The organism is Rheinheimera soli, from assembly GCF_031457405.1.
Taxonomy (GTDB): Bacteria; Pseudomonadota; Gammaproteobacteria; order Enterobacterales; family Alteromonadaceae; genus Pararheinheimera; species Pararheinheimera soli_A.
Genome location: NZ_JAVDWR010000001.1, coordinates 731,632 through 746,274 on the forward strand (window position 1 = coordinate 731,632; position 14,643 = coordinate 746,274).

Annotated in this window: 24 protein-coding genes; 19 read left to right on the forward strand and 5 right to left on the reverse strand. The window is 47.4% G+C overall.

Features of this window, described 5'->3' with window-relative positions; translation table 11 throughout:
- Positions 1-141 precede the first annotated feature (141 nt).
- Entirely contained in the window at positions 142-465 is a 324-nt protein-coding gene (locus J2W69_RS03245; protein WP_310274515.1) for a hypothetical protein, read from the reverse strand.
- A 128-nt stretch (positions 466-593) separates the two neighbouring features.
- On the opposite strand from J2W69_RS03245, the gene J2W69_RS03250 reads away from it, so the two are divergent.
- From J2W69_RS03250 to J2W69_RS03290, 9 genes are all read left to right on the forward strand, one after another.
- A complete protein-coding gene (locus tag J2W69_RS03250) occupies positions 594-1,598 on the forward strand; it encodes a replication protein (protein WP_310274517.1) in 1,005 nt (334 codons plus the stop codon).
- Entirely contained in the window at positions 1,591-2,367 is a 777-nt protein-coding gene (locus J2W69_RS03255; protein ID WP_310274520.1) for an ATP-binding protein, read from the forward strand. The genes J2W69_RS03250 and J2W69_RS03255 overlap by 8 nt, the downstream gene beginning before the upstream one ends.
- Complete coding sequence (locus J2W69_RS03260; protein ID WP_310274522.1) at positions 2,364-2,573, forward strand: hypothetical protein; 210 nt, start codon at positions 2,364-2,366, stop codon at positions 2,571-2,573. The genes J2W69_RS03255 and J2W69_RS03260 overlap by 4 nt, the downstream gene beginning before the upstream one ends.
- A complete protein-coding gene (locus tag J2W69_RS03265; protein ID WP_310274524.1) occupies positions 2,573-3,769 on the forward strand; it encodes a tyrosine-type recombinase/integrase in 1,197 nt (398 codons plus the stop codon). The genes J2W69_RS03260 and J2W69_RS03265 overlap by 1 nt, the downstream gene beginning before the upstream one ends.
- A 77-nt stretch (positions 3,770-3,846) precedes the next feature.
- Positions 3,847-4,260 carry a hypothetical protein gene (locus tag J2W69_RS03270; RefSeq protein WP_310274525.1) on the forward strand — a complete coding sequence of 138 codons (414 nt, stop codon included), beginning with the start codon at positions 3,847-3,849 and terminating at the stop codon, positions 4,258-4,260.
- Positions 4,254-4,724, forward strand: a complete 471-nt coding sequence (locus J2W69_RS03275; protein WP_310274527.1) for a hypothetical protein — start codon at positions 4,254-4,256, stop codon at positions 4,722-4,724. Before J2W69_RS03270 ends, J2W69_RS03275 begins: the two co-directional genes overlap by 7 nt.
- Positions 4,702-4,998 (forward strand): hypothetical protein, encoded by a 297-nt coding sequence (locus tag J2W69_RS03280; RefSeq protein ID WP_310274530.1) that lies wholly within the window; start codon positions 4,702-4,704, stop codon positions 4,996-4,998. The genes J2W69_RS03275 and J2W69_RS03280 overlap by 23 nt, the downstream gene beginning before the upstream one ends.
- Entirely contained in the window at positions 4,991-5,251 is a 261-nt protein-coding gene (locus J2W69_RS03285) for a helix-turn-helix domain-containing protein (protein ID WP_310274531.1), read from the forward strand. The genes J2W69_RS03280 and J2W69_RS03285 overlap by 8 nt, the downstream gene beginning before the upstream one ends.
- Complete coding sequence (locus tag J2W69_RS03290; protein ID WP_310274533.1) at positions 5,229-5,567, forward strand: hypothetical protein; 339 nt, start codon at positions 5,229-5,231, stop codon at positions 5,565-5,567. Before J2W69_RS03285 ends, J2W69_RS03290 begins: the two co-directional genes overlap by 23 nt.
- On the opposite strand, the gene J2W69_RS03295 is transcribed toward J2W69_RS03290, so the two are convergent.
- The 4 genes from J2W69_RS03295 to J2W69_RS03310 form a co-directional block, all read right to left on the reverse strand.
- The gene (locus J2W69_RS03295) at positions 5,559-5,741 is read right to left on the reverse strand and encodes a hypothetical protein (protein ID WP_310274535.1); all 183 of its coding nucleotides are present in this window, start codon (positions 5,739-5,741) and stop codon (positions 5,559-5,561) included. The genes J2W69_RS03290 and J2W69_RS03295 overlap by 9 nt on opposite strands.
- Before the next feature lie 42 nt (positions 5,742-5,783).
- Positions 5,784-6,104 carry a hypothetical protein gene (locus tag J2W69_RS03300; protein ID WP_310274537.1) on the reverse strand — a complete coding sequence of 107 codons (321 nt, stop codon included), beginning with the start codon at positions 6,102-6,104 and terminating at the stop codon, positions 5,784-5,786.
- A gap of 118 nt (positions 6,105-6,222) precedes the next feature.
- Positions 6,223-7,173 (reverse strand): AcrVA2 family anti-CRISPR protein, encoded by a 951-nt coding sequence (locus J2W69_RS03305; RefSeq protein WP_310274539.1) that lies wholly within the window; start codon positions 7,171-7,173, stop codon positions 6,223-6,225.
- Between the two features lie 307 nt (positions 7,174-7,480).
- On the reverse strand, positions 7,481-7,780 hold the full coding sequence (locus J2W69_RS03310; protein ID WP_310274541.1) for a hypothetical protein: 300 nt from the start codon (positions 7,778-7,780) through the stop codon (positions 7,481-7,483).
- A gap of 305 nt (positions 7,781-8,085) precedes the next feature.
- Between J2W69_RS03310 and J2W69_RS03315 the strand changes: the two genes are divergently transcribed.
- The 10 genes from J2W69_RS03315 (at position 8,086) to J2W69_RS03350 (ending at position 14,597) form a co-directional block, all read left to right on the forward strand.
- Positions 8,086-8,568, forward strand: coding sequence for a lysozyme (locus tag J2W69_RS03315; RefSeq protein WP_310274543.1), 483 nt, complete (start codon positions 8,086-8,088; stop codon positions 8,566-8,568).
- Positions 8,565-9,050, forward strand: coding sequence for a hypothetical protein (locus tag J2W69_RS03320; RefSeq protein ID WP_310274545.1), 486 nt, complete (start codon positions 8,565-8,567; stop codon positions 9,048-9,050). Before J2W69_RS03315 ends, J2W69_RS03320 begins: the two co-directional genes overlap by 4 nt.
- Positions 8,980-9,195 carry an Rz1-like lysis system protein LysC gene (gene lysC, locus J2W69_RS20690; RefSeq protein WP_473091918.1) on the forward strand — a complete coding sequence of 72 codons (216 nt, stop codon included), beginning with the start codon at positions 8,980-8,982 and terminating at the stop codon, positions 9,193-9,195. The genes J2W69_RS03320 and lysC overlap by 71 nt, the downstream gene beginning before the upstream one ends.
- A complete protein-coding gene (locus tag J2W69_RS03325) occupies positions 9,159-9,395 on the forward strand; it encodes an HP1 family phage holin (RefSeq protein ID WP_310274547.1) in 237 nt (78 codons plus the stop codon). Before lysC ends, J2W69_RS03325 begins: the two co-directional genes overlap by 37 nt.
- A 134-nt stretch (positions 9,396-9,529) precedes the next feature.
- A complete protein-coding gene (locus J2W69_RS20625) occupies positions 9,530-9,889 on the forward strand; it encodes an HNH endonuclease (RefSeq protein WP_405047865.1) in 360 nt (119 codons plus the stop codon).
- A 135-nt stretch (positions 9,890-10,024) separates the two neighbouring features.
- Positions 10,025-10,519: a phage terminase small subunit P27 family gene (locus J2W69_RS03330; protein WP_310274549.1), complete on the forward strand. Its 495-nt coding sequence runs from the start codon at positions 10,025-10,027 to the stop codon at positions 10,517-10,519.
- 7 nt (positions 10,520-10,526) lie between these two features.
- Positions 10,527-12,230, forward strand: a complete 1,704-nt coding sequence (locus tag J2W69_RS03335; RefSeq protein ID WP_310274551.1) for a terminase large subunit — start codon at positions 10,527-10,529, stop codon at positions 12,228-12,230.
- Positions 12,224-12,412, forward strand: coding sequence for a hypothetical protein (locus J2W69_RS03340; protein ID WP_310274553.1), 189 nt, complete (start codon positions 12,224-12,226; stop codon positions 12,410-12,412). The genes J2W69_RS03335 and J2W69_RS03340 overlap by 7 nt, the downstream gene beginning before the upstream one ends.
- On the forward strand, positions 12,412-13,674 hold the full coding sequence (locus tag J2W69_RS03345; RefSeq protein WP_310274555.1) for a phage portal protein: 1,263 nt from the start codon (positions 12,412-12,414) through the stop codon (positions 13,672-13,674). The genes J2W69_RS03340 and J2W69_RS03345 overlap by 1 nt, the downstream gene beginning before the upstream one ends.
- A complete protein-coding gene (locus tag J2W69_RS03350; protein ID WP_310274556.1) occupies positions 13,662-14,597 on the forward strand; it encodes a S49 family peptidase in 936 nt (311 codons plus the stop codon). The genes J2W69_RS03345 and J2W69_RS03350 overlap by 13 nt, the downstream gene beginning before the upstream one ends.
- The last annotated feature ends 46 nt before the right edge of the window (positions 14,598-14,643 follow it).

Sequence of the window (14,643 nt, forward strand, 5' to 3'; positions counted from 1 at the left end):
ATTCTCAGACTGGTGCTGTTATTGGCTCTGTCTGTTTTGCTTCATGCCTTGGCTGCCGACAGATACAAAGCCACAAGCCATCGCAGTGATAACTATCACCCTCATATTGTTAGCCGTTACTGCTGCTTGGGCTTTGATACTTCATTTTAGCGCTGAAGCATTTGAGGGTGAAAACTGATGCTCAGTCATATCTGCCAAAACCTGCCTGGCTTCGTCCGGCATAGTCCACAAGTCAAATTCTTCCGACATGGCAAAGAGTATATCGGCCTGCGTCATGGCCTGAATTTGACCGCGGGTCCAATGGTGTTTTTGCATCAGGAAGTAGTGCACGGCATCAAGGCCAGTGTGCTTTTCGTATTCCTGCTGGGCTGCAAGATGATCGCCAAAAATAGCCAGCGTATAGCCGATACGGGCTTGTTCAAGCATTTGGCGGTAAAGGTCAAGGTAATAGGGTTTGCGGTCCATGTGCGCCTCCAGTGTGCATTTGGGGGCAACCTGCAGAACGGCGGCAGGTACAACTGCCAGAAAAGCGAAAGGCCTGCGTCAACAGGCCTATCCAGAACACTAACCACTACGACGAGGTTTTAATGTCCATGTCGCAAAATGTAGCTGATTTAACTAAATATCGCAAGCAGAAGGAGCGTCCTGTGGTAGCTCAGATTGAAGATGGCTACACGATGATTTCTAACACCTTAATGGATGCAGCCGGCGCCACAGATCTGTCTGGCTCTGAGTTAAGTGTGTTGCTTTTGATTATTCGTCACACCTATGGCTTTAAACGCAAAGTATGGGGACTTACAAACACCTATCTTGCAGCCAAATCTGTCTACTGCGTTAAGTCGATTAGTAAGGCTAAGAAGTCGTTGATCGACAGAAAGATGATATGGGAAGACGAACAGGGTTTAGTTGGTCCTAATCCAGTGATCAGTGATTGGGTGATGACTGACGGCAAGTCAGAAAAAAGAGCAAAAGCCGCAAATTCGATGCGGGAACAATTGCTCCAGCAGGTGGAACAAATGCTCCAGTTAGATGGAACAAATGCTCCAGTTGATGGGAACAATTGCTCCAGCATTAAAGAAAGAACTAAAGAAAGAACTAAAGAAATAGATCTACCTTCGTCGCCGCAAGCGGACGACGAGACGATCACTAAGCCAAATGCTGTTATTCAGAAAGGGACTAATTGGGGTACGCAGGAAGACCTTGATGTAGTCAACCAGATGGAGTCGATTTTAGCTGGATGGCAGGGTGAGGATTACAGGCCACCTAAGCCAGCTGCATTGGCCAAAAAATGTAACGACGTTCGCATGATGCGCACTGTTGACGAACGCAAGCCAGAACACATCCTGACTCTTTTCAAAATTGCCCAGGCAGATAGGTTTTGGCGAAAAAACTGTATGGCTCCTAGTTCTGTTCGGAAGCACTGGGCAACTCTGGTCGATATCCGGAACGACCTCAAGAAATCAATGCAGCAGAAGCCACACCCAAAAACCATTGGCGCAGATGGGATGGTTAGAACTGCGGAGGATTGGAATAAGCACATCCAACAGAATTGCGTTCCTCAGTTTAACGAAAAAGGGGAGTTGATCAGTCATGCGTAATTCACAGCAATACACCGCAACAATCAGCGCTAAAGTGCAGCAGATCATGAAAGAACGTGGTTTAAAACCTGCTTTTTCCCCGGATCAATATCTGGAATTTCAGCGTAAGGAACAGGCTGCGGCCACTGAAGTGGTTATGGCGAAGCAACGCCAGCAACGTATTGAAAACCTGCTGAAGCGTGATGGTATTCGTCCACTTCACCAGCAATGCAGCTTAGTTAATTTTGAAGTAAAGCTGCCAGAGCAGCAGCAGGCTGTTTTCTCATGCAATGCGTACTTGCAGGACTTCCATAGACGTGACGGTGTGCGTCATATGGTTTTTTGTGGTGAAACCGGCACTGGAAAAAACCATTTAGCATCAGCCGTATGTAAAGAAATTATTGCCCGTGGTTTATCGGCAGCTGTGATTAGCGTTGCCGAATACCAGGCAAAGCTTCGTGCAACTATGAACAAAAATGCCAAACAAACCGAGGAGCAGATCCTTGAAGAGTTTACCCAGCTAGACCTGTTGGTTTTGGATGAAGTGGATTTAGGTTCAAAAAGTGCCTTTGCAGAAGGCGCCCTGAACTTGCTCCTCGACAAACGGATCACCAACTTAGGCCGCACCATTTTGATCTCTAACCTGAATACAGCTGATCTACACGACGTGCTGCAGGCTCGGATTTACGACCGTATTTTTCAAAGTTGCTTTGTAGTGAATTTTAACTGGCCATCACACAGAACAGGGATTAATCACTCTGCTGGTCGCGGCCAAAACGTGTCTGTATGACATTTGTTAATTTGGCGGCAGATCCGGTTTTGGCTGAAGTTGAGGCGGTCAACAAGGTGGCTTGCCTCTGGCTTCATAACTGGCGAACCAACCTTATGACCAAGCCGGAGATAGACCGAAAGTTGGCGGCTATGCCAGAGCCAGAGCGCGGCCGCATGGTTGAAGCGTTAAACCGGAATAAAAAGCTATTTAAGCAGGGGGCGTAATGCAGTCGTTATCTGTCGTTATATCTGATGCAGCCATCACTCGGCATTCAGCTGATGCTGATGTGGGCGAACTGCGTGATCAGCGTAACCCTTTGGCGTTTCGTTTCCATAAAAGCCGTCAGAAGGGTACGTGGTATTTAGTCCGCTATGAGAAGCGCACGAAAATACGCCACCGCCTTGGCTACTGGCCCACGCTGAAAACGAAAGATGCAGTGGCTATGGTGCCAGATACCCTTCAACGAATTAACCGCTCTGAAGTTGTTTCCGCTGATAAGTTCGACACAGTAGGGGAGCTTTTGGCCTGGTACCGCGACAGATGCCAGGCTGAGAAGTTTAAAGCGCTGAGCCGCAAGAGGGCTATTAAAAGCCACATGGACTGCCATCTGATCCCGAAGCTTGGCAGCATCAGATTGTGTGATCTGGATAAAAAGCTGATTGATGAAAAGTTGTTTTTACCACTGCAGGCTGAAGCGTTAAAAGCGTCGACGATTAAGCATATGTTCTACACGTTAAAGCCGGCCTTTAAACGTGCTGCGGATCTTGGATATATAACTAGAAACCCGATGTTAGGCATTGTATTTGGCGAGCATGTGACAAAACGCATCAAGCCAAAAGAGGCAAAGCTACATGTGTCTGATAGAGATCAGGTGATGGAGCAGCTGTTTAATCAGCCGAACCCGTTACGCATGTTCTTGCTGTTTATGATCATGTTTGGGACTCGTATTGGTGAAACCAGAAACCTGCAGTGGTCGCATATTCAACTTAAGGAACGCCGCATAGTCATTCCTGCTGAGTTAACCAAAACCGAAGATAGCCACGTGCTGCCAATTACTGATGCAGTGTTTGAGTTGCTGACAGAGTATCAGCAGCACTTTGGCAGCCGTTCAGGAAACCTGTTTGAGCATAAAGGCTATCCACTCACAGCAGGTCAGGGACAGAAGTGGGTAAGGCAAGCAGGTAAGGGCAACTGGAGTGCTCACGATTTACGTAAATTTGCCAGAAGCAGCTGGGCAGAATTGGGTATCGATTACTGGGTTGGCGAACGCTTATTGAACCACAAACCAAAGGGTTTAGATGCTGTGTACATTAAAGCCGGAGCTATTGATGTGAAGTTGGCAGCGCTGAATGTGTATCACAACTGGCTGTTTTCATGTAGGCCAAGTACAGGCACTGGCGCTCAGAGCAAGGCAGCTTAATGCGATATGCAGCAAGGCTTGCAGCGTAATTAAGAATTGTAATACCTGAACATTATTAAATTGCAAAAGGGGTCTTTATGTACCATCACACTGTTCATGCCGCTCTGGGTTCGCTGGCTGAAATATTCTTTGCTAGATCTCGGCGTACAGGCCGCACTGCTGAAATGCTCGACTCGCTGAAGTCCGGTGATTTTGTCGTTTTTGATAATGCAGCCGAGGCGAAGCGAGTTCAGCAATTAGCTGCTCGTCGCGGTATCAAGATTTTGACAACTGTCGCTCGGATATCCGATCACCACAGATGGATGGATAGAGCCAGGCATCACAGACTCGTTTTTGACCACTCTGCTATAGAGAAGTATTACTTCGAGAAAATGCAAGAAGCTACGACTAATCTCGATGAAATGATCCGTTTTGCTCTGCCTACTGAAAGTGATCCTGAAGAAAAGAGGGAAAGGGGGAGTTTTGACTTTTCTGGGTGGACCAAATGTTAATCGTTGGCATTGATCCCGACACCAAAAAGCACGGTGTTGCTTTAGTAAAAGACGGCATCATTCAGCAGCTTTACACGCTGGGCAATAAGTCGCTGATAGAGCTTCTGAACGACCTATCTGGCCAGTACCAATTGAGAATTAAGCTGGAAGATATTAACGCTTTTAAACCAGTGATCCAGCGTCCAGGGCAAAGCCGGAATCAGATGATGAAGATTGCCCAGAACATTGGTGCAGTTAAGTATGCGGCCGAGGTGTTGGTGCAGGAACTGGCTGCAGCTGGTTTTACCGTCGAAATGGTTTTGCCACTGCAAGGCGCCAGAAGTGGCAAGAAGTATAAAGCAGAAGCCTTTAACCGGCTAACGGGCTGGAATGGAAAAAGCAACGCTGACAATCGTGATGCGGCCATGATAGCGCTGTATGGTCAGCCGAAAGGAGGGATCAGTGGCATTTTTACTGGCAAATGATTTTCAGCAGTTGGCCCTGCTATTTATAGCCAGCTTTGGCAATGTGTTCCTGTTGGGTTTAAGCAGCCAGTTCGTTCGTGATCAGAAAATTGCACAGGCCTTTACTATCAGTTGGGGTATCACCTGGTGCCAGTTTTTGTTCGCCCGGATATCAGCTAACACGACAGACGCTGATCTTGCCCTGTTCGTTAGTGGTTGGGGCGGCTCACTCGGCATAGTGGCCAGCATTCTGTTTTATCGCTGGTATCAGGCGAGGGGTAAGCGCGATGCATAGCAATGATCCGTACTGGAAATTGCATGGCGGATTTATTCTGAAAACCAACAGAAAGAAGATTGGTTTTACTCAGGAACAGGTTGCAGCGATCATGGATTTTCCATTGCGGACGTATCAGCGGTGGGAAGCTGAAAAGGCCGAACCCGCGTTTGGTATAGTGATGGCGTTTTGTGAGTGCGTATTCAAAATAGAATTAATAGACGCGATAGTAATTGCTCAGGAGGCCATTGATGAACATAAAAGAGCTGGATAGGTTGTTGCAAAGCTGGGGTTGTTTCTGGGCAGGTAAGGAGGCTTTGCAAGGCTATGCAAATACATCAGTTACAGAACGCTGCTGTGAGGTTATGCGAACTGGCATTTGGGTTAGTTCAGATAAGCATTTATTTAGCCACCATGCCGAAAGCATCTTTGTACCGGAGTGGGTAGGGCAGATAGACAAAGTGGTTGAACAACTTGAGGTACATGAGCGTCAAATAATTAATCGGTTTTATATAAAGAAGGCCAAGCTATTAAAAACAGAATGGCCCAAACTTTGGCAGGCTCAGGCTGCTGTTTTGTCACTATACTGATTGCCCTGTTTTAATCAGATAAAGTTCGTAAAAAGCCTGATCCATTTCACGACCACCAGACTCATAGCGCTGCCATGCGAGAAGTTTCTTGTAGATTACTGCAGCAGCCTGGGTTTGGGTGTGCCCAGCTGTTTCTCTGGCTTTTTTCACCTGATCTGGTGTTACTTTTTCCATATATGCCTCGTTAAAAAAACCGTAAGGGGCTTTTTTAGCCTATCAGCTAAAATCAAATAAATTAAATGTGAATATTGCTTTGTTTTCGTTCTTTTCCATGGAATGTCTAAGCATCCAGTCTGAATGCAATATTTTTTCAATAGCTTTGTATGGAGTATTTTCATTCAGGCCATCTTTCCACATTTGAATTATTGCCATGCTTTTGTGGGACAACTCAAATCTCATCAGGCGAATTTTTTCTGATTCATCAACGCTGTGGATAACATCAGCTAATTTTTTAGCTGCAGTTGCCCAATCTTTTATTGTTGTAGTACCAGAGCTGTTTTCTACAATTGCCATTAATCCTTTTTTTTCTTCGTTCATTTTCATCACCTATCTATTCGTGATATTACCAGTTCTGCTGGGTCAGTATCAGCGCACCGCTGATGTGACCAAATATATATCCAATGGATATATAATGCAAGTTGGTTTTCGAATTAATTTAACTATTTTTCGAGACAATCAGCATTGGCGGTAGCCATTTGTATTTAAATTTGCGATCACCTTCGCGTGGGCCCGTCCAGTAACCGTGCCAGTGCGCTCTGCGCAGGTGAGGACGTACAGTTCTGCCGTCTGATTCGTAAATATCAGGCTGGCGCAAGTTTTTTCCTGTCTCATGCCCGACTCTCCAGATCCGTGGTTTTTCTGCAGGGAAAAGTCGCCAACCTTGTTTAGTGCGTTTTGGGGTTGGCCGCCGAGGGCCTGTCCCTGGCTGACGTTCGTCGTCTATTTCCGGCTCTTCAGAGCATACATACAGCACCAGCGACACAATGCCGTAAAGTTGTTTAGCCATTAGTTCAGGGAGATTTGCTGGTAAGTTTGCATCTATACCCGCAATTCTGGATTGTGCTTTGGCTTCTGATATAGCCCTATCAATAGCCTCTGTCAGCGTCCATTTGCCGATGTGTATTGGCACTGGCGCCAGAGTGCCATCAGTATTCAGCAATAAGCGCAATTCGTGGCGATTGGTGTTTGCGTCCCACTCTAAATGCACCCAAAAACCGTGCATGTCAGTGTCAAACCATTTGCCGCACGGCGTTTCTATATAAAGGCTCCACTCTGGCAGCCGGTATAGCACTTCTGAGGGCAGATCGCCGCTTGGCACCGTGTCGATGATGGCGTTGTAAAAATCTGGATCAAATTGGTAAATGCCCTGACTATAACGCCAGGTGCCAATTGCAGCCAGTTTGGCAACATCGCCTATCATATCTAAGCCGAGCCGGTTTGCACCGCCGCCAGATACAATTGCATACCAGGCAGCCATCGGCATAAAGCACCAAGCTGGCCAGTCAGGCAGGTCACGGCCTTTGTCCTGACGGAATACATCAACCTGTTTCCATGCGTCGGGGTACATTTTGCCTGCGCCGATCAAGTGTTCGTTTGGGAGTAGCATTAGAAACTAATCTCATCATTGAATGGTTTATTGTATAGGTCTGCAACACCGATATTGCACGAATCCCACACCCAGCAGTCAGGTATAGATTTAGCCATATCCAATGCAGATTCCAATATTTTCGAGGTATCGTCTAATGGCAGCCTCAATGTTTGTAAAGACTTTATCCCAGCGATATTTGCTCTATATTGACGACTGCTTGATGGTTGGCGATTGACTAGCAATTTAATTACAGCCGTATCGCCATTTCTGGATATGGTAACTCTTGGCACGCCACCGTACCAAGAGCTTGATATGATCACGTTTTTCAACCGCCAATACTCATCATTTCATCTACATATTTTCTACGAGCGATGATTGATTCTTTTTTTGCAATGATATGGCTTTCTTCTTTGCTCCATTCGGTAACGTGAGAAACTTCACATTTGCCAAAACGCTGGCGTATTGAATCCCGCAAAGTTGCCAATTCTGATGGATGACTATGCAGCAGTGCGTTTTCGTAAGTGAATTCAATAACTTTTTCAGTGCCATCAGTGAAAGAAATAATGTTTTTCAGTGAGACTAAGGCTTCGTCGCTTTGCAGGGCTTTTTCATATAATTCGTTCATTTTCATCACCTATCAATTCGTGACATTCCCAGTTCTGCTGGGTCAGTATCAGCGCGCTGCTGATGTGATTAAATTTATATCCAATGGATGTATTAAGCAAGAGGATTTCGCATTTTTTTATAGTTTATTTTCAAACCCGCCATTTATGGCGTGTTTTTCACAGTAAAAATCAGTTACTTTTATCTAAGCTGGTCAGAAATGGCTGAGCAAGAACCCGCTCAAAAGGCGGGTTTTTTGTTGCCCAAACGTTGCCTGTTGCATTCGCCCCACGCTTATTGCCTGGGGCTTTTTTATTGGTGGAAGCGATGAAGAATCTGAAAGGTGCATTGTTAGCTGCTGGTATTACTGGTGCTGTTGCTCTGTCAGGTGCTGTCCTTATTGCTCCCCACGAAGGCAAAGTTAATGAGGTCTATTTAGACCCGGCAAACATCTTAACAAGTTGTTATGGCCATACTGGCAAAGACTTAAAGCCAGGTATGAAATTCAGTGATGACGAATGCTTAGATCAGTTAGTGGTCGACCTGTCCGAACATAACAGGCAACTACTATCAGTTGTTAAGGTACCGCTCTCTGAAGGTGAGCACGCCGCCTATTTATCTTTTGTGTATAACGTGGGCATTGGCCAGTTCCGCAAATCAACAATGCTTGGAAATCTTAATGAAGGTTTTCGGGTATCTGCATGTAACCAGCTATCACGCTGGATCTACATCAAAGGCAAAGAGTCCAACGGATTACGCACACGCCGTGCAGCTGAGCGAAAGATGTGCCTCAAGGATATTCAACCATGAAAATTAGTTTAACTGGTTCGTTATTAGGTATTGCAGCACTTGCTTTAGCTGGCTTGGGTTTCACGGTCGTCGCTCTGGATTCAGAGCTGACAGCACAGAAAGCTGTTGTTGATAAACAAGTCATTCAGCTGGCCAATAAGCAGCTGGAAGTGAACGGCCTGACCGCTGATGTTCAATTCCTGAATGATCAGGCTGCCGAGCTGATTGTTCAGGCTGAACTGCTAGCCGGCCTGAACACTGAGCACGAACAGCAAACTCAGTTTCTGTTAGCACAGAAACAAGACTGGCTAACCAACTCCAATCAACTCCAGGTATCACCACATGAATACACGCGAACTTGGGCTAACTCTGATTTGCCTCCTGACGCTTTGCAGCTGCTCCACACCGCCAGCCGAAGTCCGCACGGTTACCGTGACAAAGACCGTCACACTGTTACCCCCAGCAAATTTTCTAAACTCGGGCTGCGAGCTGCAGCCCTTTAACGGCAAGACCAATCTCGATCATCATCGCTACACGCTGCAGCTGATAACCGACTTGAAGTTATGCAACTCGGACATTCAGCGCGTTCAGCAGTGGCGGGAGGCTCAAGCATGCAAACAGGACAAAGACAAATGCCAGATCAAGTAACTTCAGGTGCAAGCTATACCGCTGCAGGAGGCACATTTGTTATCGGCGCCTTTGGAGTATCTGAGTGGGCAGCAATAGGTGGTCTACTGTTTGCTGCGGCAACGTGGGGCCTCAACTACTGGGTGCAGACTCGTCGCTTGAAGATGGAAGAGCGCGAGCACCAGGCCCGCATGGCGCAGCTTGAGAAGGGCAAGCCATGAAGTTCAGTAAAGTCAACGACTTAAAAAAGGTACTGTGCCGCACCCCCTCGATCGCTGCGGGTGCGAAGCGCGCAGGCTTTCGTACATTGATCGGTTCGTAACTTCTAAGTCTTTTCGTTTACCAGGTTAAACCTATGCCACCCAAGCCACCGAGACCGTGCAGACAGCCGTTTTGCCCACACAAGACTGTTGAAGCGCATGGCTACTGCGAGCAGCACAAAGACAAGGCTGTCAAGTGGCAAAGCAATCGCCACAGTGAAAAGCGGACTCGAGGCCGCAAGTGGCAAACAACTCGGGAAAGAATTCTAAGGCGTGACAATGGCCTGTGCCAACCATGCCTTCAAGCCGATCGGTTAACCCCTGCAACTCAGGTCGACCACATCAAGCCGCTGGCTGTTGGCGGTACCGACACTGACGACAACCTGCAGGCGATTTGCAAGCCATGTCATGACGATAAGACAAAGCAAGAGGCCGAGCGTGGACGTCGGCGCTGAATGCCCTGCAGCCCACGAATGGCGTGGCATGGGGAGGGGGGATCAAATCTCTACAGCCTTTTACGTCGGACACCGATCCCCGCATAAGATTTTTATTTTCGCGAAAAATGAAATTAAAACTGGAGGTCACTGAGAATGCCGGGAGTCGCAGGCCGCAGTGGCAGAAAGCCAAAACCAGTCAGTTTGAAAGTTATTCAAGGTAATGCTGGAAAGCGCCAACTTAATACAGATGCTCCAGAAGGTGAACCACTGGGGGCAGTACCTGATTGCCCAATTTGGTTGACAGGTATAGCCGTTGATATGTGGAACGCTTTGGCAGAATGGTTGGTTAAATCCAAGATCCTGACGGCTACTGATATTCACAACCTTGAAGCCTTCTGCAGTGCTTACAAAAGATGGCGGCAGGCTGAAGAACATTACGCTGAACATGGTCCAGTTGTGCCAGGTGCAACTGGTGGCCCGATTAAAAACCCGTCAGCCACAGTAATAAACGAATGCCTGAAACAGATGGCAACTTATGGAGCAGCATTAGGGTTGGATCCAGCAAGTAGGGGCCGCTTTGGTGTTGGCGCTAAGCAGCCAGCAGATAACCCTTTTGCAGCACTGCTTAGAAAACGAGGCGGTAAGTAGAGAATGAATGGCCAGTTATCCAAACGTCAATGCGGCGAACAAATATGCCCGGGATGTGATAACAGACAAGATCTCTGCTTGCAAGGAAGTTCGTCAGGCCTGCCAGCGGCACATTGATGATCTAAAAGCCTCAGAAAAACGGGCTTTTCCTTACAAGTTCGATAGAGACGCTGCAGAGCATGTTTGTGACTTTGTGCAACTGCTACCGCACACAAAGGGTAAGTGGGCCAGAGAACGGCAACTGATAAAACTGGAGCCATGGCAAAAGTTTATATTTTGCGCTGTATTTGGCTGGCTGAAAAAGAAAGATGGTTTACGGCGTTTTTCTGAAGCTTACTGCGAAATACCGCGTAAAAACGGCAAGTCGGTTATTGCTGCAGGTGTTGGCAACTACATGCTGTGCGCCGATGGTGAATATGGCGCAGAAATTTACTGTGGTGCAGCCACAGAGAAACAAGCGTGGGAAGTGTTCAGGCCAGCAAAAATAATGCTAGAAAAGTCGCCACAGCTCACCAGCTTGTTGGGAATAGAGATCTGGGCGAAAAATATCAGTATCCCAGGCGATGGTTCAAGGTTTGAGCCATTGATAGGTAACCCTGGTGATGGTAGTTCGCCAAGTTGTGCGTTGATTGACGAATTCCACGAGCATGACGGGCCAGAGCTTTACGAAACGATGATCACAGGCATGGGCTCACGAGAGCAGGCCCTCGCATTTATCATCACAACAGCAGGTTTTAATCTGGCTGGACCCTGTTATGAAAAGCGCCGTCAAGTTCAGCAAATGCTTGATGGTGTTATGCCCAACGAAGAACTGTTCGGCATTATCTGGACGCAGGATGCTGGCGACGACTGGAAAGACCCAGCGAATTTACGCAAGGCAAACCCTAACTTTGGGATATCGGTAAGCGCTGATTACCTGAATAAGCAGCTGCGGGATGCCATTCGTTACCCAAGCCGAACGAATAGCTTTTTAACTAAGCATCTGAATGTTTGGGTTTCAGCACGATCAGCCTGGTTAAACATGGCAGATTGGCATGCGTGTGGTGATACAAGTCTGACTTTGCAGGATTTTGCAGGTAAGCGTTGTACGCTTGGCGTGGATTTGGCCAGTAAAACAGATATAGCCAGCTTGTCTTTAGTTTTTGACGAAGTATTGGAATCAGGCCGCATTAAATACACCGTATTTACCCGGAATTACTTGCCTGAAGGCGCCCTGGATCGGGCTGGTAATAACCGATCAGCCTATGAGAAGTGGGTGAATGAAGGTCGATTGACGCTCACTGATGGTGAAGAAATTGACTTCGACCTGATAAGGGAAGAAATCAAAGACCTCAGCGAAATATTTGATATCACGGAAGTTGCTTACGACCCTTGGCGAGCGACCCAGTTAGCCCACCAGTTGATGAAAGACGGCGCTGAAATTGTTGAGTACCGCAACACGGTGCAAAACATGAGCCCACCGATGCGGGAAATGGAAGCGGCTATCACTGGCAAACGCTTTAACCATGATGCAGACCCGTTGCTCACATGGATGGCCAGCAACGTGACAGCAAAGGCTGATGCAAAAGAAAACATCTACCCGCGCAAAGAGCGCAATGAATACAAAATAGACGGCATTGTGGCCACGTTGATGGCTATAGGGCGGATCTTGAATAGAGCTGTTGAAATGCCGAAAGAATCAATTTACGACACCTCGGACGTAACATGCTGATACCCATTTTTTTGTTTGTGCTGGGCCTTGTAGGTGCTGGCCTGATTAGCTTTGGTGTTTGGCTGCTGAACAGCGCAGCCGGATACATCTGCATTGGTACGTTTTGCATGGTTGCCAGTTACCTGTACACCAGGCAGTTGGCTTATCAGCAAAATAAGAAGTCGCAACCTAAGGCGGAATAATGTTTTTACCTAACCTGTTCGGCACAGATAAGGGCGTTACTGCCCGGCAGAACTTCACAAGCTGGATCAGCTCTATGGGAAGTCGCCAAAGTAGTGCCGGTGTCATGGTTAACACTGAATCTGCTATGGGGGTTGCCGCTTTTCGAGCGTGCGTAACTCTTCTTGCAGAAAGTATTGCCCAGCTGCCTTGTGAGCTATATCGCCGAACAGCTGACGGTGGCCGTGAGCGTGCAACAGATCATCCGGTTTATAACTTAATCCACAGCACACCGAACAAAAAGGACACTAGCTTTGAGTACTACGAACAAGCTCAGGGCTCACTTGGTATTGAAGGCAATCATATTGCGTTAATCGACCGCGATAGTTACGGCTATCCAAAAGAACTGATCCCGATTAACTACAGCAAAGTGAAGGTACTCAAAGGTTCTGATGGTATGCCGTATTACCGGCTGCTGGATCTGAATGAAACTGTGCCTATGCACATGATCCACCACATTAAGTACTTCAGCTTGGATGGCTATGTTGGCTTATCACCGCTGCAAACCAACACCGACACCATTGGCTTAACCATAGCCACAGAACAACACGCAGCAGCTGTCTTTCAGCGCGGTGCAACTATGTCCGGCGTGATTGAACGACCAGCCACGTCAGCAGCCATAAGTGACCAAACAAAGGTTGATGGGCTGCTAAACAAATTTACAGAACGCCATGGCGGTGGCCTGCGCAACGCCTTTAGTGTTGCATTATTACAAGAGGGCATGCAGTACAAACAGTTGGCTATGGATAATGAAAAAGCCCAACTGATTGAAAGTCGTGGTTTTGGCGTAATCGAAATATGCCGTTTGTACAAGATCCCGCCGCACATGGTGCAGCACCTGGAAAAAGCATCTTTCAATAACATAGAGCATCAGGGCTTGCAGTACGTTATCTATACGCTGTTGCCATGGGTAAAACGCCACGAAGCTGCAATGATGCGTGATCTTCTGCTGCCAGACGAGCGTAGCAACTACTACATAGAATTCAACATCTCAGGCTTGCTTCGCGGTGATCAGAAGTCACGTTATGAAGCCTATGCCATCGGCCGGAACTGGGGCTGGTTGTCAGTGAATGACATTCGCCGATTGGAAAATATGCCGCCAATACCTGGTGGTGATCGTTACCTAACTCCGCTCAACATGGTGGATTCAGCCAAAGTGCAAAGTTCACTGAATGCCACACCAGAGCAAATGAAAGACATAGAGGAAATCTTATGCCGCGTATGATCAACTTTCCGCATATAGCGGCCATGGTTTTTGGTGCTCCACTGTATGCAACCTCAGAACTGGTAACCGCAGTAAAAGCTGTTTTAGAACCACGATTACTCGGACGAACAACCACAGACGTAGAGTTGGCTGAAGAAATTTCCGGTGTTGCAATGGGCCGTGACGAAGAACGACAGTTACGCGGCGTTACCATTGCAGGAAACATCGCGATAATCCCGATTCACGGCATTTTGGTAGCACGTCGCGGCGCTATCACAGCGACCTGTGAAGAATTGCTTTCGTATGAGCGTTTAAGAGAACAGATCACCGCTTCTGTAAACCATGAGTTGGTCAAAGAAGTGGTTTTAGATTTTCACACTGGTGGCGGTCAGGCTATTGGTTGTGCGGAGCTGGCGGACTTTATACGGGCCTGCACAAAAACTAAGCCCATTACAGCTCTGGTTAACTTTGCGGCTTACAGCGCTGGTTATATGTTAGCAGCGGCCTGTAGCAAAATTATTGCCAGTCCTACTGCTGGTGTAGGCTCTGTGGGCGTGATCATCGAAACCTACGAAGTGAGCAAGTGGGAAGCGGAAGTTGGCATCAAATACAATACGTTCTATCGCGGTAGCCACAAAAACGACTTTTCACCTCACGAAGAAATTACCGATCAGGCAGTGTTAGAAATTGAAAAGCGGTTAGATCAGGCCTACAGTGTTTTCGTAAATTCAGTGGCAAAACACCGCAACATGAAGGCTGACGATGTAATAGCCACTCAAGCCAAGTTATTCAGTGCTGAAGATGCCCTGCAGTTAAAACTGATTGATGAAATTGCGCCTGCACAGGATGCAATTAACGCCATTGCAATGTCACACGTTCCGAAAAGTAGCGGCCGCAGTATCCGTGCTCAGGCCTCTGCCATTAACTCAAGTTTGACGCTCTAGCCACGCGGCGGAGCAGCATAACCAAGCGCCTTAAGGCGCTTTTTTT